26 protein-coding genes and 1 pseudogene are annotated in these 22,641 nt (G+C 71.9%); 22 read left to right on the top strand and 5 right to left on the bottom strand.

What is annotated here, in order from left to right:
• Positions 1-195: 195 nt before the first annotated feature.
• Positions 196-1,122, bottom strand: a complete 927-nt coding sequence (locus HPY23_RS07115; protein ID WP_091889422.1) for an aldo/keto reductase — start codon at positions 1,120-1,122, stop codon at positions 196-198.
• Positions 1,119-2,018: a helix-turn-helix domain-containing protein gene (locus tag HPY23_RS07110; RefSeq protein WP_091889420.1), complete on the bottom strand. Its 900-nt coding sequence runs from the start codon at positions 2,016-2,018 to the stop codon at positions 1,119-1,121. Before HPY23_RS07110 ends, HPY23_RS07115 begins: the two co-directional genes overlap by 4 nt.
• A 167-nt stretch (positions 2,019-2,185) precedes the next feature.
• Here HPY23_RS07110 and pobA point away from each other — a divergent pair, with 167 nt between their 5' ends.
• A complete protein-coding gene (pobA, locus tag HPY23_RS07105) occupies positions 2,186-3,409 on the top strand; it encodes a 4-hydroxybenzoate 3-monooxygenase (protein ID WP_091889418.1) in 1,224 nt (407 codons plus the stop codon).
• A gap of 458 nt (positions 3,410-3,867) precedes the next feature.
• Here the strand turns inward: pobA and HPY23_RS07100 are convergent, their stop codons facing one another.
• Positions 3,868-4,140, bottom strand: coding sequence for a hypothetical protein (locus HPY23_RS07100; RefSeq protein WP_091889416.1), 273 nt, complete (start codon positions 4,138-4,140; stop codon positions 3,868-3,870).
• A gap of 307 nt (positions 4,141-4,447) precedes the next feature.
• Here HPY23_RS07100 and flgB point away from each other — a divergent pair, with 307 nt between their 5' ends.
• The 10 genes from flgB to fliP all read left to right on the top strand — a co-directional run bounded on the left by flgB (position 4,448) and on the right by fliP (position 10,801).
• On the top strand, positions 4,448-4,828 hold the full coding sequence (gene flgB, locus HPY23_RS07095; RefSeq protein WP_091748846.1) for a flagellar basal body rod protein FlgB: 381 nt from the start codon (positions 4,448-4,450) through the stop codon (positions 4,826-4,828).
• Entirely contained in the window at positions 4,825-5,241 is a 417-nt protein-coding gene (gene flgC / locus HPY23_RS07090; RefSeq protein WP_060845971.1) for a flagellar basal body rod protein FlgC, read from the top strand. The genes flgB and flgC overlap by 4 nt, the downstream gene beginning before the upstream one ends.
• 91 nt (positions 5,242-5,332) lie before the next feature.
• Positions 5,333-5,599 (top strand): flagellar hook-basal body complex protein FliE, encoded by a 267-nt coding sequence (gene fliE, locus HPY23_RS07085; protein WP_407942688.1) that lies wholly within the window; start codon positions 5,333-5,335, stop codon positions 5,597-5,599.
• A gap of 13 nt (positions 5,600-5,612) precedes the next feature.
• A complete protein-coding gene (gene flgG / locus HPY23_RS07080; protein WP_048451387.1) occupies positions 5,613-6,401 on the top strand; it encodes a flagellar basal-body rod protein FlgG in 789 nt (262 codons plus the stop codon).
• A 116-nt stretch (positions 6,402-6,517) separates the two neighbouring features.
• Positions 6,518-7,054 carry a flagellar basal body P-ring formation chaperone FlgA gene (gene flgA, locus HPY23_RS07075; RefSeq protein WP_091889414.1) on the top strand — a complete coding sequence of 179 codons (537 nt, stop codon included), beginning with the start codon at positions 6,518-6,520 and terminating at the stop codon, positions 7,052-7,054.
• Positions 7,054-8,211 (top strand): flagellar basal body P-ring protein FlgI, encoded by a 1,158-nt coding sequence (gene flgI / locus HPY23_RS07070; RefSeq protein ID WP_091889412.1) that lies wholly within the window; start codon positions 7,054-7,056, stop codon positions 8,209-8,211. Before flgA ends, flgI begins: the two co-directional genes overlap by 1 nt.
• Complete coding sequence (locus HPY23_RS07065) at positions 8,208-8,792, top strand: MotE family protein (RefSeq protein WP_060845968.1); 585 nt, start codon at positions 8,208-8,210, stop codon at positions 8,790-8,792. The genes flgI and HPY23_RS07065 overlap by 4 nt, the downstream gene beginning before the upstream one ends.
• Positions 8,792-9,514 (top strand): flagellar basal body L-ring protein FlgH, encoded by a 723-nt coding sequence (flgH, locus tag HPY23_RS07060; RefSeq protein ID WP_060845967.1) that lies wholly within the window; start codon positions 8,792-8,794, stop codon positions 9,512-9,514. The genes HPY23_RS07065 and flgH overlap by 1 nt, the downstream gene beginning before the upstream one ends.
• Before the next feature lie 22 nt (positions 9,515-9,536).
• Positions 9,537-10,025 (top strand): flagellar basal body-associated FliL family protein, encoded by a 489-nt coding sequence (locus HPY23_RS07055; RefSeq protein ID WP_060845966.1) that lies wholly within the window; start codon positions 9,537-9,539, stop codon positions 10,023-10,025.
• A complete protein-coding gene (gene fliP / locus HPY23_RS07050; RefSeq protein WP_091889410.1) occupies positions 10,022-10,801 on the top strand; it encodes a flagellar type III secretion system pore protein FliP in 780 nt (259 codons plus the stop codon). The genes HPY23_RS07055 and fliP overlap by 4 nt, the downstream gene beginning before the upstream one ends.
• Before the next feature lie 91 nt (positions 10,802-10,892).
• Here the strand turns inward: fliP and HPY23_RS07045 are convergent, their stop codons facing one another.
• On the bottom strand, positions 10,893-11,585 hold the full coding sequence (locus tag HPY23_RS07045) for an RluA family pseudouridine synthase (protein WP_091889408.1): 693 nt from the start codon (positions 11,583-11,585) through the stop codon (positions 10,893-10,895).
• 83 nt (positions 11,586-11,668) lie between these two features.
• On the opposite strand from HPY23_RS07045, the gene ftsY reads away from it, so the two are divergent.
• Positions 11,669-13,105 carry a signal recognition particle-docking protein FtsY gene (ftsY, locus tag HPY23_RS07040; RefSeq protein ID WP_091889406.1) on the top strand — a complete coding sequence of 479 codons (1,437 nt, stop codon included), beginning with the start codon at positions 11,669-11,671 and terminating at the stop codon, positions 13,103-13,105.
• 29 nt (positions 13,106-13,134) lie between these two features.
• Here ftsY and HPY23_RS07035 read toward each other — a convergent pair whose 3' ends face one another.
• On the bottom strand, positions 13,135-14,019 hold the full coding sequence (locus tag HPY23_RS07035) for a LysR family transcriptional regulator (RefSeq protein WP_091889404.1): 885 nt from the start codon (positions 14,017-14,019) through the stop codon (positions 13,135-13,137).
• 92 nt (positions 14,020-14,111) lie between these two features.
• On the opposite strand from HPY23_RS07035, the gene HPY23_RS07030 reads away from it, so the two are divergent.
• The 10 genes and pseudogenes from HPY23_RS07030 (at position 14,112) to HPY23_RS06980 (ending at position 22,537) form a co-directional block, all read left to right on the top strand.
• The gene (locus HPY23_RS07030) at positions 14,112-15,062 is read left to right on the top strand and encodes an NAD(P)H-binding protein (RefSeq protein ID WP_091889402.1); all 951 of its coding nucleotides are present in this window, start codon (positions 14,112-14,114) and stop codon (positions 15,060-15,062) included.
• A 90-nt stretch (positions 15,063-15,152) separates the two neighbouring features.
• Positions 15,153-16,766 carry a sensor histidine kinase gene (locus HPY23_RS07025; protein WP_060849210.1) on the top strand — a complete coding sequence of 538 codons (1,614 nt, stop codon included), beginning with the start codon at positions 15,153-15,155 and terminating at the stop codon, positions 16,764-16,766.
• Positions 16,767-16,794: 28 nt separating this feature from the next.
• Entirely contained in the window at positions 16,795-17,499 is a 705-nt protein-coding gene (locus HPY23_RS07020; protein ID WP_060845960.1) for a response regulator transcription factor, read from the top strand.
• A gap of 219 nt (positions 17,500-17,718) precedes the next feature.
• Positions 17,719-17,808, top strand: a complete 90-nt coding sequence (gene pqqA, locus HPY23_RS07015) for a pyrroloquinoline quinone precursor peptide PqqA (RefSeq protein WP_048426854.1) — start codon at positions 17,719-17,721, stop codon at positions 17,806-17,808.
• A gap of 96 nt (positions 17,809-17,904) precedes the next feature.
• A complete protein-coding gene (pqqA, locus tag HPY23_RS07010) occupies positions 17,905-17,994 on the top strand; it encodes a pyrroloquinoline quinone precursor peptide PqqA (RefSeq protein ID WP_048426854.1) in 90 nt (29 codons plus the stop codon).
• A gap of 47 nt (positions 17,995-18,041) precedes the next feature.
• A complete protein-coding gene (gene pqqB, locus HPY23_RS07005) occupies positions 18,042-18,941 on the top strand; it encodes a pyrroloquinoline quinone biosynthesis protein PqqB (RefSeq protein WP_091889400.1) in 900 nt (299 codons plus the stop codon).
• A 230-nt stretch (positions 18,942-19,171) separates the two neighbouring features.
• A pseudogene (pqqC, locus tag HPY23_RS07000) lies at positions 19,172-20,247 on the top strand (pyrroloquinoline-quinone synthase PqqC).
• Between the two features lie 31 nt (positions 20,248-20,278).
• On the top strand, positions 20,279-21,421 hold the full coding sequence (gene pqqE, locus HPY23_RS06990) for a pyrroloquinoline quinone biosynthesis protein PqqE (protein ID WP_091889397.1): 1,143 nt from the start codon (positions 20,279-20,281) through the stop codon (positions 21,419-21,421).
• Positions 21,418-22,188: a hypothetical protein gene (locus HPY23_RS06985; RefSeq protein WP_091889394.1), complete on the top strand. Its 771-nt coding sequence runs from the start codon at positions 21,418-21,420 to the stop codon at positions 22,186-22,188. Before pqqE ends, HPY23_RS06985 begins: the two co-directional genes overlap by 4 nt.
• Positions 22,169-22,537 carry a hypothetical protein gene (locus tag HPY23_RS06980; protein ID WP_060845955.1) on the top strand — a complete coding sequence of 123 codons (369 nt, stop codon included), beginning with the start codon at positions 22,169-22,171 and terminating at the stop codon, positions 22,535-22,537. The genes HPY23_RS06985 and HPY23_RS06980 overlap by 20 nt, the downstream gene beginning before the upstream one ends.
• Positions 22,538-22,641 lie beyond the last annotated feature (104 nt).

Here is a 22,641-nt window from a genome sequence, read left to right as displayed (position 1 = left end):
CGTGAAGCGATGTAGATGGCGGTTCCTTAACATGGGCAGAACGGCAGCAATAAGGCGCAGAGGACACGCCTGACGGCGTCAAGGATACGCTTGCAGGCCGGATCGACTTCGCGAATGGCCGCGCTTGACCGAGAAATGGATCTCGGTGACTTGGATCGTCATGCCGTTCGGCTCGGATCATGGATCCGGTTCGGTTCACGGGGTCATGTCCGCGGCCATGCGGCGGCGCAGGGCTTCGTCCGGCAGTGGTCCGATGCCGGCGCGCAGGTTCGCCGCCATGTGGCCGGGATCGGCGGTGCCGGGGATCGCGCAGGTCACGGCCGGGTGGGAGACCGCGAACTTCAGCAGGAGTTCGGCCCAGGAGCCGCTGCCGAGATCCGCCGCGTAGCCCGGCAGCGGCCTGCCGGCCAAGCGCCGCAGCAGCCCGCCGCCGCCGAACGGCCGGTTGACCAGGACCGCCACGCCGCGCTCCGCGGCGAGCGGCAGCAGCCGCTCCTCCGCCGCCCGGTCGTCGAGGGCGTAGTTGATCTGAAGGACGTCCAGCCGCTCGGCCCGCAGCACCGCCTCGACGGCGTCGTAGGCGCTCTCGGTGTAGTGCGAGATGCCGAGGTGGCGGATGCGGCCCGCCGCCTTCCACTCCCGCAGGACCGGCAGGTGGGTGCGCCAGTCGAGCAGGTTGTGGATCTGCATCAGGTCGAGCCGCTCGGTCCGCAGGAGCCGGAGGGAGCGCTGCATCTGGGCGATCCCCGCCTCGCGGCCGCTGGTCCAGACCTTTGTGGCGAGAAAAGCCGTGTCGCTGGCCCCGGCTTCCGCCACGAGGTCGCCTGTCACGCCCTCGGCCCGGCCGTACATCGGCGAGGAATCGATCACCCTTCCGCCGCCGGCGAGCAGGGTCGCCACCACGCCACGCAAGGGCGCCCGCTCGGCAGGAGTCTCGCCGACGTCGAAGCCCCGCCAGGTGCCGAGCCCGATCACCGGCAGGGTCTCGCCGGTGCCGGGAATCGCCCGCCGGTGCAGCGCCGGTGCCGTGCCGCCCTGCGCCGCCGCCCCGCCACCGACCGCCGCCGCCAGCGCGGCGCCCAGAAACCCCTGCCGGGTCAGCCCGTCCCGTCCGATCGTCATCGCGTCTCTCCCCTGTCGGCGCCGCGCCGGTCGCGAAACGCCCGCGGGCACTCGCCGGTGCCCTTGGCGAAGAAGCGCGAGAAATAGGCCGGGTCGGTGAAGCCGAGGCCGTAGGCGATCTCGGCGATGCCGAGGTCGGAATAGAGCAGGCTGCGCTTGGCCTCGAGGAGGCGGCGCTCGCGGATGATCCGGCCCGGGCTCGCGCCTGTCACCGCCCGGCAGGCGGTACGCAGCCGCGCCTCGCTCACCCCGAGATCGTCCGCGTAGGCGGATAGCGGGCGCTCGCGGCGGTGATGCGCCTCGACCAATTCGCGGAAGCGCGCGGCGAGCAGCGCCTGCGGGCCCGGTGGAGCCGCCGGCGCGCGGCTCGCGGCGAGCCGGCGCAGGCCGGCGACCAGGACCAGCATCAGGTGCGCCTCGATGGCGCCGCGCCGCCCCGGCGCCGCCCAGGCGAGCTCGCGGGCGAGTTCGGCCACCGCCTCCTCGACCGCGCCCGGCTCCGGCAGCGCGAGGGCGGCGGGGTCGGCGAACAGGGCCGCCAGCTCCGGCTCGCGGCCGCACAGGTCGCGCAGGTAGCGCGACGAGAGGGTCACGACCGTGCCGACCGTGCCGTCGGTGAAGCGGAAGCCGTGGGCGGTGCCGGCCGGTACCGCCAGCAGGCAGGGCGCCGCGAAACCGAAGCGCGCCTCCTCCGCCCGCATCTCGCCGGCGCCCTCGGCGATGAGCAGGAGCTGGTGCAGCCCGGAATGGACGTGGGGGCGGATGGTCCAGCGGTTCGGCCGGCTGCGATCGTCCAAGGCCTCGAGGTGCAGGAAGCGGTCGTCCGCGTCCCGCGGTGCCTCGCCGTAGAGGAAGAAGTGCGGCACCGCAGGGGGTTGGACGGAATCGATGCGCATCGCGGACGGTCCCGGGCCGGGCGGGAGGGGTGATCGAAAAGTCCAACTTTTTCCGCGTCCCGTCCATCGTCAACCGGGCCGGCGCGGTTCACCTTTCCGTCACAGGAGAGCCCTCGCGCAGACGGGGGCGCCGCCGCGGGATCGCGGCGACAGCCAAGGAAACGCTCATGCGCACGCAGGTCGCCATCATCGGCGCCGGCCCGGCCGGCCTGTTTCTCGCCCACCTGCTGGCGCGCGCCGGGATCGACGCGGTGGTGCTGGAGCGGCGTACCCGCGACTACGTCGAGGGCCGGGTCCGGGCCGGCGTGCTCGAGCAGGGCACCGTCGCGCTGATGCGGGAACTCGGGCTCGACGCGCGGCTCAAGGCCGAGGGCCTGGTCCATACCGGCACCAACCTCGTCTACGACGGCGAGATCTTCCGCATCGACATGGCGGCCCTGACCGGCGGCGCGGCCGTCACGGTCTACGGCCAGCAGGAGGTGATGCGCGACTTGTTCGACGCCGCCGAACCCCGCGGCGTCCGCATCGTGTTCGAGGCCGAGGACCTGCGGCTCGACGGCCTGAACGGCGAAAGCCCGAGCGTCAGCTTCACCAAGGACGGCGAGGTGCGGACCCTCGCCTGCGACTTCATCGCGGCCTGCGACGGCTTCCACGGCGTCGGCCGCGCGGCGATCCCGGCCGACATCCTCAAGGTCTACGAGCGGGTCTATCCCTTCGGCTGGCTCGGCATCCTGGCCGAGGTGCCGCCGGTCAACCACGAGCTGATCTACGCCAACCACGCCCACGGCTTCGCGCTCGCCAGCATGCGTTCGCCCACCCGCAGCCGCTACTACGTCCAGGTCGGCCTCGACGAGCGGATCGAGGACTGGTCCGACGACCGCTTCTGGGACGAGGTCGAGACCCGCCTCGGGCCGCAGGCCTCCGCCGGCCTGGTGCGCGGCCCCTCCTTCGAGAAGAGCATCGCGCCGCTCCGCAGCTTCGTCGCCGAGCCCATGCGCTACGGCCGCCTCTTCCTCGCCGGCGACGCCGCCCACATCGTCCCGCCGACGGGTGCCAAGGGCATGAACCTCGCCGTCTCCGACGTCGCGATGCTGGCCGAGGCCCTGACCCTGCACTACGCCGAGCGCGATTCCACCGGCCTCGACGGCTACTCGGCCCGGGCGCTCGCCCGGGTGTGGAAGGCCGAGCGCTTCAGCTGGTGGTTCACCGGCCTCACGCACCGCTTCCCCGACATGGACGCGTTCGCACGCCGGATGCAGGTCGCGGAGCTGGCCTATATCCGGGGATCGGAGGCGGCGCAGACGGCCTTGGCGGAGAACTATGTCGGGCTGCCGATGGGGACGGGCAGTTCGATGCCGGCTGGGAGCGGAGCGCGAGCCCCGGCGCATTGAAGGCGCTGCTTCGCGAGCGCTCGGCGGGCCCGGACGGCCCGCGCCGGGGACCATCAGGCGGGGGCCACCGTATCGGTTGGCCGTCGGCCGGGGCCGAGCCCCGCTTGCGCGGGGGAGCCGCGTGGGAACCGGCGGCGGAGCGTGACATGGCTGGTCATTCCCGCGGCGCCGGAGGGTCCGGCGGTGCGCCGCCGCACAGCCCGCGCGCCAGGGCCGGAGCTAGACGGAGGGAGAGCCCGCAGGTCTCTGCCTGCCCGGGCTCGGCGGCAGCCTGGTGCCCGTGCTTCGCCCCCTCCGGGCGTCGGGCTGCCGCCTCTTCCCTTCCGGCCCGCCTGTCGACCTCGCGCCGCCTCGCGCGAATTCGTCGTCCAAGAGCCCCATCGTCCAAGCGCCCCGTCGTCCAGGCGCCTCATCGTCCAAGAGCGCGGTATCGCCGGCAAGGGCGCGCGGCGGACGGTTCAGTGGCGGGTCGTCGCCAGGCCCGGGCCTGGGTCCATGTTCAGATCCGCGGCCACGTCGCGGAGCGGCAGGATCACCGGCGCGCTGCCGTCGCCGCTCTCGATCACCAGCGCGCCGTCCGTCCATGGCACCGTCGGGTCCGCCACGTCGAGAAGCGCCCGGGCGAGCCGGCGTGCGGCACCGAGGGCCGCGGCGGCGTCCGCGAGCTCGACCCAATCTCCCCCGTCGAGCAGCCGCTCGTAGAGACTCAGCCTGAAGCGATAACGCGGCATGGGTTCGACGGCGCCTCTCGCCCTACGAGAGTGCACGTATGCTCTTGTCGATCGGCCCGGGCAACCGGCGAGATATTGCGAAAGCCGGCAAACTGATCTTTGGGATGCCTGGTCCAATTTGTGAGACGGAGGGACATGCGGCCCACCCGCAGCGCGGACGTCCCGGCCCGGACGGGCCGCATCGGCCTCCCCGCAAGCTCCGTCAGCCTCGGACAAGGTTGCGCTCCTAAACCCGCCGTTACGCGGCAGGGCCCGGGCGTCGGGTCGTTTCGGGACAGGATGGAGTGACGGGCATGGAGGGGTTCGCGTGACGGGGATCTACCTGTTCGATCTCGCCTCGCTGCACACCCGCTACCTGTCGGTGCGCCAGTCGGCGATCGCCGGCAACGTGGCGAACGCCAACACGCAGGGCTATCTCGCCAAGGACACGGTGCCCTTCGCCCAGGTCCTGGCCCGGACCGGCGCCGACATGGCGACGACGGCGCAGAGTCATCTCCAGGCCCCCGGCCTCGGCGTGCCGGTGCGGACCGACAAGTCCGGCTGGGACGTGCTCGAGACCTCGAGCAGCGTCAGCCTCGAGCAGGAGATGCTCAAGGCGAGCGAGGTCTCGCGCCAGCACAACCTCGATGTCGGCGTGGTGCGCAGCTTCCACCGCATGCTGATGTCGGCCGTGAGGAGCGGATCGTGATCGACCCCCTGCAGACCGCGTCGCGGCTGGCGAGCGCGGGCCTCGAGGCCCAGTCCCTGCGCATGCGCGTGGTGTCGGAGAACCTCGCCAACGCCCAGTCGACCGGCGCCGCGCCGGGCGCCGACCCGTATGCGCGCAAGACCGTGACCTTCAAGGCCGAGCTCGACCGGGCGATCGGCGCCGCGTCGGTGCGGGTGCGCGACATCGACACCGACAAGACCCCGTTCCGGGTCGAGCACGACCCGAGCAACCCGGCGGCGGACCAGAACGGCAACGTCAAGCTGCCGAACGTGAACGCCCTGATCGAGATGGCCGACATGCGCGAGGCCAACCGCTCCTACGAAGCCAACCTGCAGGTGATCAAGCAGGCCCGCGCCATGGTGGCCAGCGTGATCGACCTCCTGAGGACATGAGCATCCGATGATCGAGGCCCTCACCCTCTCGGCCTTCGACCGGGCCGCTGCCTCCGCCCGGCCCGAGGCCGCCGCGTCCGTCCAGCGGGCGATGCTGCCCCCGGTGACCGGCGCCGTCCCGGGCGCCGATGCCGCCGCCCCGGCGGATTTCGGGCAGATCATGGCGAGCTTCGCCACCGGCGTGCGCGACCAGCTGCGCGCCGGCGAGGCCGCCTCGATCGCCGGCATCCAGGGCAAGGCCTCGACCCAGCAGGTCGTCGAGGCGGTGATGTCCGCCGAGCAGAGCCTGCAGACCGCTGTCGCCATCCGCGACAAGGTCGTGGCCGCCTACCTCGAACTGAGCCGCATGGCGATCTGAGGATTATACGCAGATGAGAGCGCTCGCCGTCGCCGCCACGGGCATGTCCGCCCAGCAGCTCAACCTCGAGGTCATCGCCAACAACATCGCCAACCTGAACACCACCGGGTTCAAGGGCGCGCGGGCGGAGTTCACCGACCTGCTCTACCAGGCCGAGCGGCAGCAGGGCGTGCCGAACCAGGCCGGCCAGGAGGCGATTCCCGAGGGCGCGATGCTCGGCCTGGGCGTGCGCGCCGCCGCGATCCGCAACCTGCACCGCCAGGGCCAGCTGACCAACACGGCGAACCAGCTGGATCTCGCCATCAACGGCCGCGGCTACTTCCAGATCCAGAGCCCGAGCGGCGAGGTCAACTACACCCGTGCCGGCGCCTTCAACAAGAACGCCACCGGCCAGCTCGTCACGCTCGAGGGCTACACCGTCGACCCGGCGATCCTGATCCCGAACAACGCCACCGAGATCACCATCAACCAGTCGGGCCAGGTCTTCGCCAAGATCGAGGGCCAGGTCGCGCAGCAGAACATCGGCCAGCTCACCATCGCCAACTTCGCCAACGAATCGGGCCTCGAGCCGCTCGGCAACGGCCTCTACCGCGAGACTCCGGCCTCCGGCGCGGCGGTGATCGGCAATCCCGGCGACGTCAGCTACGGCAAGATCCAGCAGGGCTACCTCGAAGGATCGAACGTCGATCCGGTCAAGGAGATCACCAGCCTGATCACCGCCCAGCGCTCGTTCGAGATGAACTCCAAGGTGATCCAGGCCGTCGACGAGATGGCGGGCACGATCTCCAAGGGCATCCGCTGAGCCGGGATCCCGGGAGTCCCGGCCTTCCGGACCCCCTCCACGGTGAGACTGCCTCGCCGCCGGACCCGGCGGCGCCCCTCCTCCCGGCGCGGCACCCCATGTCCTCCCCTCGCTCCATGTCCTCCTCCCTCTGGCATTTCCGCCTCCGGCGCTCCCGCCTCCTCCTGGCGCTCGTCGGCCTCTGCCTGCCGGCCGCCCTCGGCGTGGCCGCCCCGGCCCCGTCGTCGTCGTCGGTCGATTCGCCTGCCGCCCTGACCGCGGGCGAGATGCTGCTGCCGGTCCCGACCGTGACGATCTACCCGGGCGACACGATCAAGGAGACGATGCTGCGGCTCCAGTCCTACCCGACGACCTACCGGGCCCGGGCCGCGGTGATCGACGCGCCGCTCGCCATCGTCGGGCGCACCGCCCGCCGGATGCTGCTGCCGGGCGAGCCGGTGCCGGTCAACGCCGTCGACGACCCGCGCCTCGTCAGCCGCGGCACGCCGACCCAGATGGTCTTCGAGGAGAACGGCCTCGTCATCACGGCGGTCGGCCAGCCGCTGCAGAACGGCGGCCTCGGCGAGACGATCCGGGTGCGCAACACCGACACCAACCGCATCGTGCTCGGCACCGTGATGGCCGACGGCCGCATCAAGATCGGCGGCTTCTGATGCGCGCCGGCTTGCGCGCGGCGCGCGTCGTCCTCGGCCTTCTCGCGCTCGGCTCGGCCCTCGCGGCCCCGGCCGTGCCGGCCTTCGCGGTCGCCCCGGTCATCGCCGGCGGCGGCTACGCCCGCATCAAGGACGTCGCCAGCCTGAAGGGCGTGCGCGACAACCAGATCGTCGGGTACGGCCTCGTCACCGGCCTGCAGGGCACCGGCGACACCCTGCGCAACGCCCAGTTCACCGAGCAGTCGCTGCAATCGATGCTCGACCGGATGGGCATCAACGTGCGGGACGCGCGCCTGCGCACCCGCAACGTCGCCGCCGTGATGGTGACGGCCGACCTGCCGCCCTATGTCGGCGCCGGCTCGCGCATCGACGTGACCGTGACCTCGCTCGGCGATGCGACCTCGCTGCGCGGCGGCACCCTGCTGATGACGCCCCTGTCGGGCGGCGACGGCAACGTCTACGCCGCCGCGCAAGGCCCGCTCGCGGTCTCGGGCTTCTCGGCGCAGGGCCAGGCCGAGCAGCTGACGCAGGGCGTGCCGACCGCCGGCCGCATCCCCAACGGCGCGCTCATCGAGCGCGAGGTGCCGGGCGCGTTCCGCGACCTGCCCGAGCTGATCTTCGAGCTGAAGAACCCGGACTTCAAGACCGCCACGATGGTGGCCGACGCGATCAACGCTTACGCGATGGGCCGCTTCCACCGCCGCATCGCCAGCCCGCGCGACCAGCGCTCGGTGGTGCTCCAGCGCCCCCGCGACATGATCCTGCCGCGGCTGGTGGCCGAGATCGGCGACCTGACGATCCAGCCCGACGTGCCGGCCCGGGTCGTGGTCGACCAGCGCACCGGCACGGTGGTGATCGGCCGCAACGTGCAGATCTCCACGGTGGCGGTCACCCACGGCAACCTCACGGTGCGGGTCACCGAGACGCCGGAGGTGTCCCAGCCCGCACCGTTCTCCAACGGCCAGACCACGGTGGTGCCGCGCACGGAGGTGGCGGCGCGCGAGGAGCAGGGCAAGCTCGCGGTGCTCGGCGGCTCCGACCTGCAGACGCTGGTGCGCGGCCTCAACCAGGTCGGCCTGAAGCCCACCGACATCATCGCGATCCTCCAGGCGGTGAAGACCGCCGGCGCCCTCCAGGCGGAGCTCGTCGTCCAATGACCCGGATCCTCCTCACGGCCCTCCTGCTGGTCCTCGCGGGCCCGGCCTTCGCCGCCGGCGACGGCCATGGCGGCGCGGCGAGCGACCCGGCCAAGGACGCGGCGATGCGCGCCATCGCCGCCCGCGACGCCCCCAAGGAGCCGACCGCCCAGGACTTCGCCGCCGGGGCCGCCGCCAAGGATCCGTCGAAGACCGGCTACTGCGCCACCATCGCGGACGCGGCGGCCGATGCCCGCTTCGCCTGGCAGAAGGAGCAGCTCGCCGCGCTCGAGAAGCAGGTCGAGGAGCGCATCCGCCGCCTGGAGGAGAAGCGCGCCGAGTACGAGGCGGTGGTCCAGCGGCGCAAGGAGTTCCTGGCCAAGGCCGACGAGAGCGTGGTGGCGGTCTACGCCAAGATGCGCGCCGACGCGGCCGCGCTCCAGCTCACCAACATGCCCGAGGACAACGCCGCGGCGATCCTGGTGAAGCTCAACGCCCGCACGGCGAGCGCGGTGCTCGCCGAGATGGAGGCCTCCCGCGCCGCGTCGCTGGCCCGCAAGATGGCCGAGGCCGGCCGCCGCAAGGACAACGAGAGATCGTGATGACCCGCAGAGCTCCGGCTTCCCGCCTCCTTGCCCTCGCCGTGGCGGGTCTCTCCCTCGCCGGCTGCCAGAGCAGGCTCGACGAGTTCGGCCGCCCGCCGGTCCTGACGCCGATCGGGACCGGGCTCGCCGCCCCGCGCGAGGCCCTGCCGTCGAGCTTCGGCTCGCTCCAGAGCCGGCACGGCTACCACTCGACCTGGTCGCCGGCGAGCGCCGACCTGTTCCAGGATCCCCGCGCCCGCAACATCGGCGACGTGCTGACGGTCAGCATCCTGATCAACGACAAGGCGCAGTTCGACAACGCCAGCGATCGCTCGCGCAGCCAGAAGTCGAGCCTCGGCTTCGATTTCGGCTACGGCGTCTCGGGCCTGAAGGACTCGGCCACCGCCGATACCGGCATCCGCTCGGGTACCGAGACCAAGGGCCAGGGCACCATCGACCGCAAGGAGAACCTGAGCCTGTCGGTGGCCGCGGTGATCACCGAGGTGCTGCCGAACGGCAACCTGCTGATCAGCGGCTCGCAGGAGATCCGGGTCAACAACGAGGTTCGCGTCCTCAACGTCGCCGGCATCGTCCGGCCGCGCGACATCTCGCGCAAGAACACCATCGACTACGACAAGATCGCCGAGGCCCGCGTCTCCTACGGCGGCCGCGGCCGCCTGACCGACGTGCAGGGCCCGACCCTGGGCCAGCAGATCTTCGAGACCGTCGCGCCGTTCTGACGGCGGCATCCAGGAGCGTGCGATGGCGGACAAGGACGAGAAGAAGGGCGGCGGCAAGGCCTGGATCGGCGCGCTCGCCCTCTGCACCCTGGTCGCCGTCGGCACCGGGGCGGGTCTGGGCATGTACCTGATGACGAGCGTCGAGAAGGCGGTCGACCAGAAGACCCGCGAGGCCCAGGAGCACGAGAAGGCCGCCAAGGTGCTGAACTACACCGGCGAGCTGACCCTGCGCAGCGTCGGCTCGGTGGTGACGAACCTCGCCGAGCCGGCCGATTCCTGGGTCCGCATCGAATCGTCGGTGGTGTTCAAGACCGGCAGCCTGCCGACCCCGGACATCACCCTCGCGGAGATCAAGGCCGACCTCGTCGCCTACCTCCGCACGCTCTCGACCGCCCAGATCGAGGGGGCGAGCGGCCTGCAGCACCTGCGCGAGGATCTCAACGAGCGGGTGGCCCTGCGCACCAAGGGCGCCGTGCGCGAGCTCATCGTCGAGGCTTTGGTGGTCCAGTGAGGCATTCCGGCAAGGTCGCCCTCGCGGCGACGCTCTTCCTGCTCTCGGCCGGAGCCGCCCTGGCGCAGGGTGCCGGCGGGGGAGCCGCCGGCGTCACCGGCATCCCGGGCCTCGACGCCCTCCTGCCGCCCGGCAACGGCGCCGCGAGCGGGCGCATCCTCCAGATCGTCGCGCTCCTCACGGTGCTGTCGCTGGCGCCGGGGCTCCTCGTGATGGTGACGAGCTTCACGCGCTTTGCCGTCGCGTTCTCGTTCCTGCGCTCCGGCATCGGCCTGCAGAGCACGCCGGCCAACCTGTTCCTCGTCAGCCTGTCGCTGTTCATGACCTTCTACGTCATGGCGCCGACCTTCGACCGGGCCTGGAACGAGGGCGTGCGCCCGCTCCAGGAGAACCGGATCACCGAGGAGGAGGCCTTCACCCGCATCACCGATCCGTTCCGCGAGTTCATGTCGGCCCAGGTCCGGCCGAAGGATCTTCAGACCTTCCAGGACCTCGCCAGCCGCACCTTCCCGAAGCCCCAGGAGGGCGAGAAGATCGACCTGCGGATCCTGATCCCGGCCTTCATGATCTCGGAACTGCGCCGCGGCTTCGAGATCGGGTTCCTCATCGCCCTCCCCTTCCTCGTCATCGACATGATCGTCTCGACCATCGTGATGTCGATGGGCATGATGATGCTGCCGCCCACGGTGATCTCGCTGCCGTTCAAGGTGCTGTTCTTCATCCTGATCGACGGATGGAACCTGCTGGTGAGCGGCTTGGTGCGATCGTTCTTCTGACGCCTCTTCGATTTCACTTCGGAACGAGTGCCACGCGACGGCTCGTGGAGCGGACCGAACGGGCGCCGGAGGTCCGTAGGACGCCGCCCCCTCACCCTTCGGCAAGCCCGCAAGCCCGCAGCCCCTCGCGCATGTGCCCCGGCGCCGGCGCCTCGACGGTGATCGCCGGCTTCTTCGGGTAGAGCGGCAGGGCGAGGGTGCGGGCGTGGAGCTGCAGGCCCGGTCCGCCCTGGCGCGGGGCGCTGCCGTAGACGGAGTCGCCCAGGATCGGCCAGCCCATCGCGGCGCAATGGACGCGGAGCTGGTGGGTGCGCCCGGTCACCGGGGCGAGGGCCAGCCAGGTCCGGCCGGCGGCCGGGTCGCGCCCCATCACCCGCCAGCGGGTGAGCGAGGGGTCGCCGGCGGGATCGGTCTTCATCCACCAGCTGCGGGGGTCGTCGGAGCGGCGGACGAGGGCCAAGTCGATCTCGCCCGATTCTTCCGACGGCCCGCCCTCGACCAGCGCCCAGTAGGTCTTGTCGGCTTTCCCCTGTGCAAAGAGCGCGTTGAGCCGCGCGAGCGCCTTGGCGTGGCGGCCGAGCGCGAGGCACCCGGAGGTGTCGCGATCGAGGCGGTGGGCGGCCTCGGGCCGGCGCGGCAGGCCGAAGCGCAGGGCGTCGAGGTGCTGGGTCAGCGTCTCGCCGCCCTTCGGACCCGGATGCACCGGCAGACCCGCCGGCTTGTCGATGACGAGCACGAGGGCATCGCGGTAGAGGAGCCGCGAGAGTATGTCGTCAACGATCATCGGTCTGTCGCAGGGGCGGCGGGGGCGGGCGAAGTTCGGGGCAGGCCGCCCTAGATCGTCCGCAGGGTCTGGAGCAAGTGCGGATGAGTGAGACGAAACAGCCGGGCTGGTTCGGCCGACTGTTCGGCCGGAAGGCCGAGACGCCGACGGAGACGCCTGCCGAGACCCCCGCCGACGCTCCGGCCGTGCCCGCCGAGCCCGATCCGGCCGCGACGATGCCGACGGAGCCGACCGGCACCCTCTCGGAGGGCGTGCCCGACTTCGCCACCGGCGCCGACGACGTGCTCCCGGCTCCCCCGACCGTGACCGAGGCCTCGCCCGAGACCGCCCCCGAGCACGACCTCCCCGACGAGCTGGCCGGGGCCGACCTCGAACCCGTCGAGGGCGTCCAGCCCGAGGGCGTGGTGCCGGCCGCTCCCGAGCCCGAGCCGGTCGAGGTCGCGCCCGCCGCCGCCGAGATTCAGGAGCCGGAGGCGACCGAGACTCACGAGCAGCCGGAGGCGCCCACGAGCGAGGAGCCGGACGCTCCGGAAGCCGAAGAGGCCGCTCCGCTGGTGATCTACCAGCCCCCGGCCGAGCCCGAGGCGGCGGCTGAGAAGCGCGGCTGGTGGAGCCGGCTGACCGGCGGACTCAAGCGCACCTCCTCGGCCCTGTCGGACCGGGTGACCGGGCTGTTCACCAAGCGCAAGCTCGACGCCGACACCCTGGAGGAGCTGGAGGACGCGCTGATCCAGGCCGATTTCGGCCTCGAGACCGCGACCCGGATCGCCGAGGCCGTCGGGAAGGGCCGCTACGAAAAGGGTATCGCCCCCGACGAGGTGCGGGCGATCCTGGCCGCGGAGGTCGAGCGCGCCCTCGATCCGGTGGCGCTACCCCTCGTGATCGACACGACCAAGAAGCCGTTCGTGATCCTGATGATCGGCGTCAACGGTGCCGGCAAGACCACGACGATCGGCAAGCTCACTCAAAAGTTCCGGGCGCAGGGGCACAGCGTGATGCTGGCCGCCGGCGACACCTTCCGGGCCGCGGCGATCGAGCAGCTGAGGGTTTGGGGCGAGCGCACCGGCGCGCCGGTGGTGGCGCGCCCGCAAGGGTCGGACGCCGCCGGCCTCGCCTACGACGCGCTCCAGGCGGCGCGCGACGCCGGCACCGACATCCTGCTCATCGACACCGCCGGCCGGCTTCAGAACAAGACCGGGCTGATGGCGGAGCTGGAGAAGGTGCTGCGCGTCATCCGCAAGCTCGATGCGGAGGCGCCCCACGCCGTGCTCCTCGTCCTCGACGCCACGGTCGGCCAGAACGCGCTGAGCCAGGTCGAGATCTTCCAGAAGGCCGCGGGCGTCACCGGCCTCGTCATGACCAAGCTCGACGGGACGGCGCGGGGCGGCATCCTGGTGGCGCTCGCCGCCAAGTTCGGCCTGCCGGTCCACTTCATCGGCGTCGGTGAGGGAGTGGACGACCTCGAACCCTTCGCGGCGCGGGACTTCGCCCGGGCGATCGCCGGCCTCGACAAGACCTGACCGGAGGGGGCCGCCCGAGCCCCCTCGTCTCACCCCGCGCAATACGCCGCCATCCCGTCGGCGAGGGTGTCGAAGGCGGCCCGGCAACGGCGCAGGGAGCGCAGGTCCTCGTGCATCGCCACGAAGGTCGGCAAGTCCCAGACGATCTCCGGGAGGACCCGGATCAGGTCCGGGTCGCGGGCGGCGAGCGCGGTGTGGCAGGCGCCGAGGCCGAACCCGGCCCGGACCGCGGCGAGCTGCGCCAGCGTGCTGTCGCTGCGCCAGGCGAAGCGCGCCGCCGCGAGGGCGGGGGTCTCCCGCATCATCGCCCGCAGAAACGGCGTCTCGGCGTCGAAGCCGATCACGCTGTGGTGGGCGAGGTCGGCCGGGCGCTCCGGGAGGCCGCGGGCCGCGAGGTAGCGGCGATGGCCGTAGAGGCCGAGACGGATGGTGCCCACCCGGCGCGCCACCAGGGCGGCCTGCGTCGGCGGCGCCATCCGCACCGCGATATCGGCGTCGCGGCGCAGGAGGTCCTGCATCCGGTCGGACAGCATCACGTCGACGGACAGGCCGGGATGGCGGGCATGCAGCGCGGCGAGGATCGGCGGCAGCACCTCGGCGCCGACCACCTCGGAGGCGGTGATCCGGACCCGGCCCGACAGGCCCTCGGCGTCCGAGGCCACCGCGCGGTGCAGCGCGTCCGCGGTCGCCTTCAGGGAGCGGGCGTAGGGCGCCAGGATCAGCGCCGCCTCGGTCGGTGCCAGACCCGTGGGCGAGCGGGTGAACAGCGCGACGCCGAGCGCCCGCTCCAGGGCCGCGACCTGCCGGCCCAGCGTCGGCTGCGTCAGGCCGAGCGCCCGCGCCGCGCCGGAGAGCGAACCCTCCTCCAGCACGGCGAGCGCGGCGCGGTAATGGTCCCAGCTCGGTTCGGCCATATGATTTCGTATAGCCGATCATCGCGCTTCGGCAATTTTCGAAGGACCGGTGCTTTGGCACATCTCCGCGCATCGACGGGAAGGGATGCGCGATGACGACGAGGACGGCACTGGTCCTGGGGGCGACCGGCGGGGTCGGCGGCGCGGTGGCGCGGCGGCTCGCTGCCAGCGGATGGCGGGTGCGGGCCCTACACCGCGATCCCGCCCGGGTGGCGATGGGAGCGGACGGGCTCGAATGGGTGCGGGGCGACGCGATGGTGCCGGCCGACGTGACGGCGGCGGCCGCGGGCGCGTCCCTGATCGTCCACGCGGTCAACCCGCCCGGCTACCGCGGCTGGGACCGGCTGGTCCTGCCGATGCTCGACGCCGGAATCGCGGCGGCGAAGGCCGTGGATGCCCGGCTGCTCCTGCCGGGCAACGTCTACGTCTACGGCCGCGACGCCGGCCCGAACCCGGGCGACGACGCCCCCCAGACGCCGCGGACAGTGAAGGGCCGCATCCGCATCGCGATGGAGCGCCGTCTGCGGGAGGCCGACATCCGCAGCCTGATCGTGCGGGCCGGCGACTTCTTCGGGCCGAACACCACCGCCAATTCCTGGTTCTCCTCCGCCCTCGTGAGCCCGGGCAAGCCGGTGCGGCGCGTGCTCGATCCCGGCACGCCGGGTATCGGCCACCAATGGGCCTACCTGCCCGACGTCGCCGAGACGATGGTGCGCCTCGCCGAGCGCGAGGCCGACCTGCCCCGGGCTGCCGCCTTCAGCATGGACGGTCACTGGGACCCGGACGGACGGCAGATGGTCGCCGCCATCGTCCGGGCGGCCGGCGGCAAGGTTCCGGTGCGGCGCTTTCCCTGGCTCCTGCTGCCGCTCGCCGCGCCGTTCTGGCCGCTCGCCCGGGAGATCGGCGAGATGCGCTACCTCTGGTGCGAGCCGCTGCGGATGGACAATGCCGGGCTTTTGGCGTTCCTCGGCGCCGAGCCGCACACGCCCCTCGACCGGGCGGTGAGGGAGACCTTGGTGGGCTTGAGGTGCCTGCCCGCTTGAGGCACCAGCTCACGCAAGGTCCGCCGCTCGCCCCCTCCCCGGTCCCGTGCAGGATGGATGCGGCAGACGACGCGGGAGGACGGCGCCGGAATGGGATCGCTCAGGCTACGGTTCGGACTGCTCGTCGGCAGCGCGGCGGCGCTGGTGGTGCTGGCGGCGATCGGCCTCTACGCGGCGCTCCACACCGCCGAGCGCACGCTCGACGCGACGCTCGACGCGCAGGTGCGCCTGGAGCTGATCGCCGAATTGTCCGGCCGCCTGACCGAGTTCGGCCTCGCGGCGATCGAGGCGGTCGGCGACAATCCGGGCCGGCCCGAGCGGCTGGCCAACGCCCGCAACGAGGTCGACCGGGCCTTGGTCGCGGTCGATGACGGCCTCAGCCGCGCGGTCGCCGGCTCCGGCGGCGTCCTCGACCGCACCCAGTACACCGCGCGCGCCCGGCCGCTCGCCCGCCTGCGGGCGGCCCGCGCCACCCTCGACCGCCAGGTGGCGCAGATCCAGCGCGAGCCGGATCCGGCCCGCCGCGCCGACGCGATCCGTGGCGCGCTCAACGCCTTCGGGGCGATGACCGGGCAGCCCCTCACCTTCCTGGTCGAGGCCGAACGCCGGGCCGTCGAGGCCTCCTCCGCCGAGGTCCGCACCCTGGCCGGCCGGATGCGCGGCGTCGCCCTCGCGGCGGCCGGGCTGATCGTGATCCTGCTGCTGCTGCTGCACCAGAGCCTGACCCGGCCGATCCTGCGCCGCCTCGAGGCGATCCGGGCCGGCGCCGCCGCCATCGGCCGGGGCGAGCTCGACACCCGCCTGCCGGTGGCGAGCCGCGACGAGCTCGGCCTGCTGGTCGCCAGCTTCAACCGGATGGCGGCGCGGCTGAAGCGGCGCGAGGCCCGGGTCGCCGCCGACCGGGCCGCGCTGGAGGAAATCGTCGCCCGCGCCACCGCCGACCTGCGCGGCGCCAACGCCCGGCTGGAGGAGATCGACCGCTCGCGCCGGCGCTTCTTCGCCGATGTCAGCCACGAATTGCGCACGCCGCTCACCGTGATCCTCGGCGAATGCGACCTCGCCGCCCGCTCCCCCGACACGCCCGACGCCTTCCGGCCTGTCATCGCCACCATCCGCAACCGGGCGCTGCGGCTGCACCGCAGGGTCGGCGACATGCTCCGGGTCGCCCGATCGGAATCCGGCCAGATCGAGCTGGAGCGCCGCCCGGTCGGCCTCGCGACGATCCTTGCCGAGGCGGTGGAGAGCTGCGCCCCGGAGGCGAGGCGCCGCCGCATCGACCTCGCCCTGGCGCCGAGCCCGGCCGACGTCGAGGTCGTGGCCGATGCCGAATGGCTGCGCCAGATCGTCGAGGGGCTGATCGACAACGCCCTGCGGCACGCCGCCGGAGCGACCCGGGTGCGGGTCGGGTTCTCCGCCCGCGGCGAGGCCGACGGCGCCGTCGTCACGGTGACGGATGACGGCCCCGGCTTCCCGCCGGCGGCCGAGGCCCTGTTCGAGCGCTTCCGGCGCGGCGAGGCGCGGGGCGCCGTCTCGGCCGGATTCGGGATCGGGCTCGCACTGGCGCGCTGGGTCGTTGAGCGCCATGATGGCGAGATCCGCCTGGAAACCATCCGCTCGCAGGCGGGGGGACCGGACGACCGGGCGACCGGGGCCCGCGTGGTCCTGGAGCTGCCCGGCGAGACCATGAGAGAGGACGCGGCATGAGCTGGCGAGAGGGTATCCGGGGGCAATCATGAACAGCGTTCTGATCGTCGAGGACGACGGCGACATCCGCGCCATGCTGGCCCGGGGCCTGAGCGCGGAGGGGTTCGCGGTCGACCTCGCGGGCGGCGTCGACGAGGCCCTGTCGGCGGCCCGCGAGCGGGTGCCCGAAGCGGTGCTCCTCGACAACATGCTGCCGGACGGCACCGGCCAGGACGTCTGCCGCTCCCTGCGCGAGGGCGGCTATCCCGGCGCGATCCTGTTCCTGAGCGCCAAGGACGAGGTCGGCGACCGGGTCGAGGGCCTGTCGGTCGGGGCCGACGACTACATCGTCAAGCCGTTCGTGTTCGACGAGCTGCTCGCGCGCCTGCGCGTCCACCTGCAGCGGCGGCGCGCGGCCGGCGAGGCCCGCACGCTGATGACCGCCGGGCGGCTCTCCCTCGACCTCGCCACGCGCCAGGTGCGGTTCGGCGAGACCACCGCCCGCCTGACCCAGCGCGAGGCCGAGCTGCTGGCGATCCTGATGGAGCAGGCGAGCCGCCCGGTCACCCGGGGCGACATCTTCGACCGGCTCTGGGCCAGCCAGGGCGGCCTCTCCCTCAACGTGGTCGACGTCTATGTCGGCTACCTGCGCACCAAGCTCGCCGACATCGCCCGCGCCGGCGGCCCGAGCCTCGTCACCGTGCGCGGCCGCGGCTTCATGCTCGACCTGCACGAGGCCGGTTTTCGTCAGTGACGAAATTATTTTGGGCGCAATCGATGCGGGCTAACGTCATGCCCGTCCTGCACAATAAGACCGGTCTGAGAAGCCCGGGCCCACCGCGGCCCTGGATTTCGGCAAAATAGCGCTTGCGCTCCGGGCCGGGATTGCCGATATATCCTGCGTGACAGAAAACCACTGTCATCTCAACATCTTAGGAAACTCTTAGAGGTTTCCGCCGATAGGAGAAGCGCCATGAAGTGGTCGATGCCCGTCGTCGCCGAGGTCTGTGTCGGCATGGAAGTCACCAGCTACGAGTCCGCCGAGATCGATCCCTTCAACTAAGGGCTCGCCTGAAGCGCCTCCGGCGATCCCCGCCGGATGGCGCCCAGCCTCGATATCGTCGTCCCGAACCCTCACGCACTGTCCAGGAGAAGCATCATGAAGTGGTCGATGCCCGTCGTCGCCGAAGTCTGCGTCGGCATGGAAGTCACCAGCTACGAGTCCGCCGAGATCGATCCCTTCAACTGAGGCCAAGTCCCTCAGTCCAGGATCAAGCCACCGCACCGGGACGGACCATGCAGGCCATCGTTCTGGGTTCCGGTGCGGGCGGAGGCGTACCGCAGTGGAACTGTCGCTGCCCGATCTGCGCGATGGCGCGGTCGGGAGACCGCCGCGTCCTGCCGCGCACCCAGTCGAGCCTGGCCGTCTCCGCCGACGGCGATGAGTGGCTCCTGGTGAACGCCTCGCCGGACATCCGCCAGCAGCTCTTCCACACGCCGGCCCTCCACCCGCGCGAGGGCCTGCGGCACTCGCCGATTCGGGCCGTGCTGCTGACCAACGGCGACGTCGACCACGTCGCGGGCCTTCTCACCCTGCGCGAGGGCCAGCCCTTCCGCCTCCACGCCACGCGCGGTATCCTCGATTCGATCGCGGCCAACCGCGTGTTCGACGTGATGGCCCAGGGCGTGGTGGAGCGCACCGAGATCGCGCTGAACGAAACGTTCTCGCCGGTGCCGGGCCTCTCCGTCACGCTCTTTCCGGTTCCCGGCAAGGTGCCGCTCTGGCTCGAGGACGGCACGCCGGAGATCGGTGCCGAGACCGAGAGCACGGTCGGCGCGATGATCGAGGCCGGACCCAGGCGCCTCGCCTACGTGCCGGGCTGCGCCCGCGTCACCGACGGCCTCAAGGACCGGCTCTCGGGCGTGGACGCGCTCCTGTTCGACGGGACCGTGCTGGCCGACGACGACATGATCCGGGCCGGGGTCGGCACCAAGACCGGCTGGCGCATGGGCCACGTGCCGATGACCGGCGAGGGCGGCTCGGTGGCGGCGCTCTCCGAGGTGCCGATCGGCCGGAAGGTCTTCGTCCACATCAACAACACCAATCCGGTGCTGGTCGAGGATTCGCCCGAGCGTCGCAGCATAGAGGCCGCCGGCTGGGTCGTGGCCCATGACGGGCTGGCGCTGAGCCTGTGAGGGGGCGGCTCGTGCCGCCCTGCCCCAAGGTGCGCATTCATCGGACGAGGACGGTACAGGATCCTCAGGGCCTCACCGGGATGAGAGGGACGCCCCGGGCACTTTGGTCGCTCTTGACCCGTCGTTGAGGCGGATCAATGTCCCCCCACGGGATCACGGACAACGAAGAAACCGGATACGCCAGGACGCCCGACGCCATGCCCGCTTCCCTCGCCACCACCGCCCTCTCGATGCCCCTTCCCCCGACCGAGACCCCCGGCCGCCTGCTCTCGCCGGCCGAGCTCGAGGCGGCGCTCCGCGACATCGGCGCGCGGCGCTACCACAACCTGCACCCGTTCCACCGGCTGTTGCACGACGGCAAGCTCGACAAGGACCAGGTCCGGGCCTGGGCGCTCAACCGCTACTATTACCAGGCGATGATCCCGGTGAAGGACGCCACCCTGCTGGCGCGCCTGCCGGATGCCGCGCTCCGCCGGGTCTGGCGCCAGCGCATCGTCGACCATGACGGCGACCACGACGGCGACGGCGGCATCGAGCGCTGGCTGAAGCTTGCCGAGGGCGTCGGCTTCGACCGCGACTACGTGCTCTCCACGCGGGGCATCCTGTCGGCTACCCGCTTCTCGGTCGAGGCCTACGTCCACTTCGTCGCCGAGCGCTCGCTGCTCGAGGCCATCGCCTCCTCGCTCACCGAGATGTTCTCGCCGACCATCATCTCCGAGCGCGTCGCCGGGATGCTCAAGAACTACGAGTTCATCACCCGCGAGACCCTGGCGTATTTCGACAAGCGCCTGACGCAGGCGCCGCGGGACGCCGACTTCGCCCTCGACTACGTCGTGCGCCATGCCGTGACGCCGGAGCAGCAGCGTCAGGCCCTCGACGCCCTGCGCTTCAAGTGCAGCGTGCTGTGGACCCAGCTCGACGCACTCTACTTCGCCTACGTGGCGCCCGGGATGATTCCGCCGGATGCCTGGCGCCCGGGCGAGGGCCTGCGGTCCGACGCGATCGGGAGCGTCGCCGCGTGAGCCTGACCCCCGACAGCGTGCCGCGCCTGCCCCGCGGGGTGCGGCTGCGCCACGACACGGTGCGCGACGCCCACGTCCTGCTGGCGCCCGAGCGCACCTTCGACCTCGACCCGAACGCCGTGGCAGTGCTCAGCCTCGTCGACGGCACCCGCAGCATCCGCGCCATCGCGGAGGTGCTGGCGCGGCAATACGAGGCCGAGCGCAGCGTCATCGAGCCCGACGTGATCGCGATGCTCGACGGCCTCCTCGTGAAGCGCGTGCTCGAGACCGTGCCGGCTGCCTGACGCCGCGGGTGCAGAGCCTGGGAGAGCTACCATGAACGCCGTCGCGCCCCCGCCCCTGCCGGCTCCGATCGGGCTTCTGGCCGAGCTGACGCACCGCTGCCCGCTGCGCTGCCCGTACTGCTCGAACCCGCTGGAGCTCGACCGGCGCTCGGCCGAGCTCGACACCGCGACCTGGCAGCGGGTGCTGCGGGAGGCGGCGGCCCTCGGCGTGCTCCACGTCCACCTCTCGGGCGGCGAGCCGACGGCGCGCCAGGACATCGTCGAGATCACCCGCACCTGCGCCGAGCTCGGCCTCTACTCGAATCTGATCACCTCCGGGGTGGCGGGCGCGCTGGGGAAGCTCGATGCCCTGTCGGAGGCCGGGCTCGACCACGTCCAGCTCTCGGTCCAGGCGGCGGAAGCCGGCAATGCCGAGCGGATCGGCGGCCTGAAGGACGCGCAGCCGCAAAAGTTCGCCTTCGCCGAGCGGGTGACGGCGCTCGGCCTGCCGCTGACCCTGAACGCCGTGATCCACCGCGGCAACATCGCCGAGGTGCCGGCGCTGATCGACCTTGCGGTCCGCCTCGGCGCCAAGCGGCTCGAGGTGGCCCACACGCAGTATTACGGCTGGGCCTACGTCAACCGCGCCGCCCTGATGCCGGCCAAGCCCGACGTCGACCGCTCGATCCGCATCGTCGAGGAGGCGCGCGAGAGGCTGAAAGGCCAGCTCGTCATCGATCTCGTGGTGCCGGACTACTACGCCAAGTACCCGAAGGCCTGCGCCGGCGGCTGGGGCCGGCGGCTGATGAACGTCACGCCCACCGGCAAGGTGCTGCCCTGCCACGCCGCCGAGACGATCCCCGGCCTCGAATTCTGGCACGTCCAGGACCGCCCGCTCGGCGAGATCTGGGCGGACTCGCCCGCCTTCCGGGCCTATCGCGGCACCGAGTGGATGCAGGAGCCCTGCCGCTCCTGCGACCGGCGCGAGAAGGACTGGGGCGGCTGCCGCTGCCAGGCCCTGGCGCTCGCCGGCGACGCCAAGGCCACCGACCCGGCCTGCTCGCTCTCGCCGCTGCACGGCAAGGTCCAGGCCCTGGCGGTGGCCGAATCGGCGCTGGAGACGGCGCCGGACTATCAGTATCGCACCATCGGCGGCGCGCCCCGCGTCGCCACGCCCGAGGGAGCGCCCGTGTGAAGAGACGTCTCGTCCTGGTTGCCGCCCTGGCCGCCGGCCTCGCGGGCGCCGCCTCCGCGCAGGACGCCGCGCCCGGCGCGAAGGCCGTGCCGCAAGACGCCGTGCCACAAGGCGCCGTGCCCCGAAACGATGCCGCTCCGGCGAACGCGGCGCGAAAGGACGGGCCGCCCGATCCCACCACCCTGCTGTTCGAGACCAACCAGATCGGCAACGCCCCGGTCGGGCAGGCGCTGAGCTACCGCTACACCCGCTTCAGCGGCATCGAGGGCGCGCCGTTCGGGCCGCCGATCGAGGACCGCATCCGCGAGGAGGTGAGCGCGGGCGAGAAGCCGGACACCCGCAACCTGCGGGTCGAGATGTTCTCCGGCGAGCGCCGGATGCCGACCGCGACCTACCAGGACTTCCCCGGCAACCCGGTGCTGGTGCGCTTCCTCGAGCATCATCTCGAGGACCTGGCCAAGGTGCTCAAGGGCAACCCGCGCTACATCAAGAACGCCATCCGGCGCGCGTTGCGCGAGAATGCCAGCGTGACCGCGACCGAGGTCGATACCGGCGGCGGCAAGAAGCCGGGCTGGCAGATCGTCGTCCGGCCCTTCGTCGACGATCCGGTGCGCGACCGCCTGCGCGGCTTCGACGGCCTGACCTACACCTTCGTGCTCTCCCCCGCGGTGCCCGGCCAGATCGTCTCGATCGACGCGCGGGCCACCAACCCGGAGGGCGGGATCCTGCTCCAGGAAACGCTGACCCATGAACCGAATGCTGGCTAAGGCGGTCTTCCTCGGCGGTTTCGCCTTCGCGGCGGGGCTCACCTCCGCGCGTGCCGACGACAACGACTACCCGACCGAGGCCCGGGCCGATTACGTCTTCGGATGCATGGCGGCGAACGGCCAGACCCGGGAGGCGCTGACGAAATGCGCCTGCTCGATCGACGCCATCGCGGCCATCCTGCCCTACGACAAGTACGTCCAGGCCTCGACCATCCTGGGCATGCGCCAGGGCATCGGCCAGCGCGCCAACGAGTTCCGCTCGACCAAGATGTTCGACGACCAGGTGGCGGAGCTGCGCCGGGCTCAGGCCGAGGCGGAGATTCGCTGCTATCGGCAGACGGGGCGCTAGGCGGTGTGGACTCTTGGGGTTTCCTGGTTGGGCGAGAAGTGATTGAAGGCTGCTTTTTGGAGGGCTGCCTTGGGAGTTCTGGACCGGCTCGTTCTCGGCGATGC

This window comes from Methylobacterium ajmalii, assembly GCF_016613415.1.
GTDB lineage: Bacteria > Pseudomonadota > Alphaproteobacteria > Rhizobiales > Beijerinckiaceae > Methylobacterium > Methylobacterium ajmalii.
The sequence above is the reverse complement of the archived record's forward strand: the minus strand, read 5'-3'. Positions and strand labels throughout refer to the sequence as shown.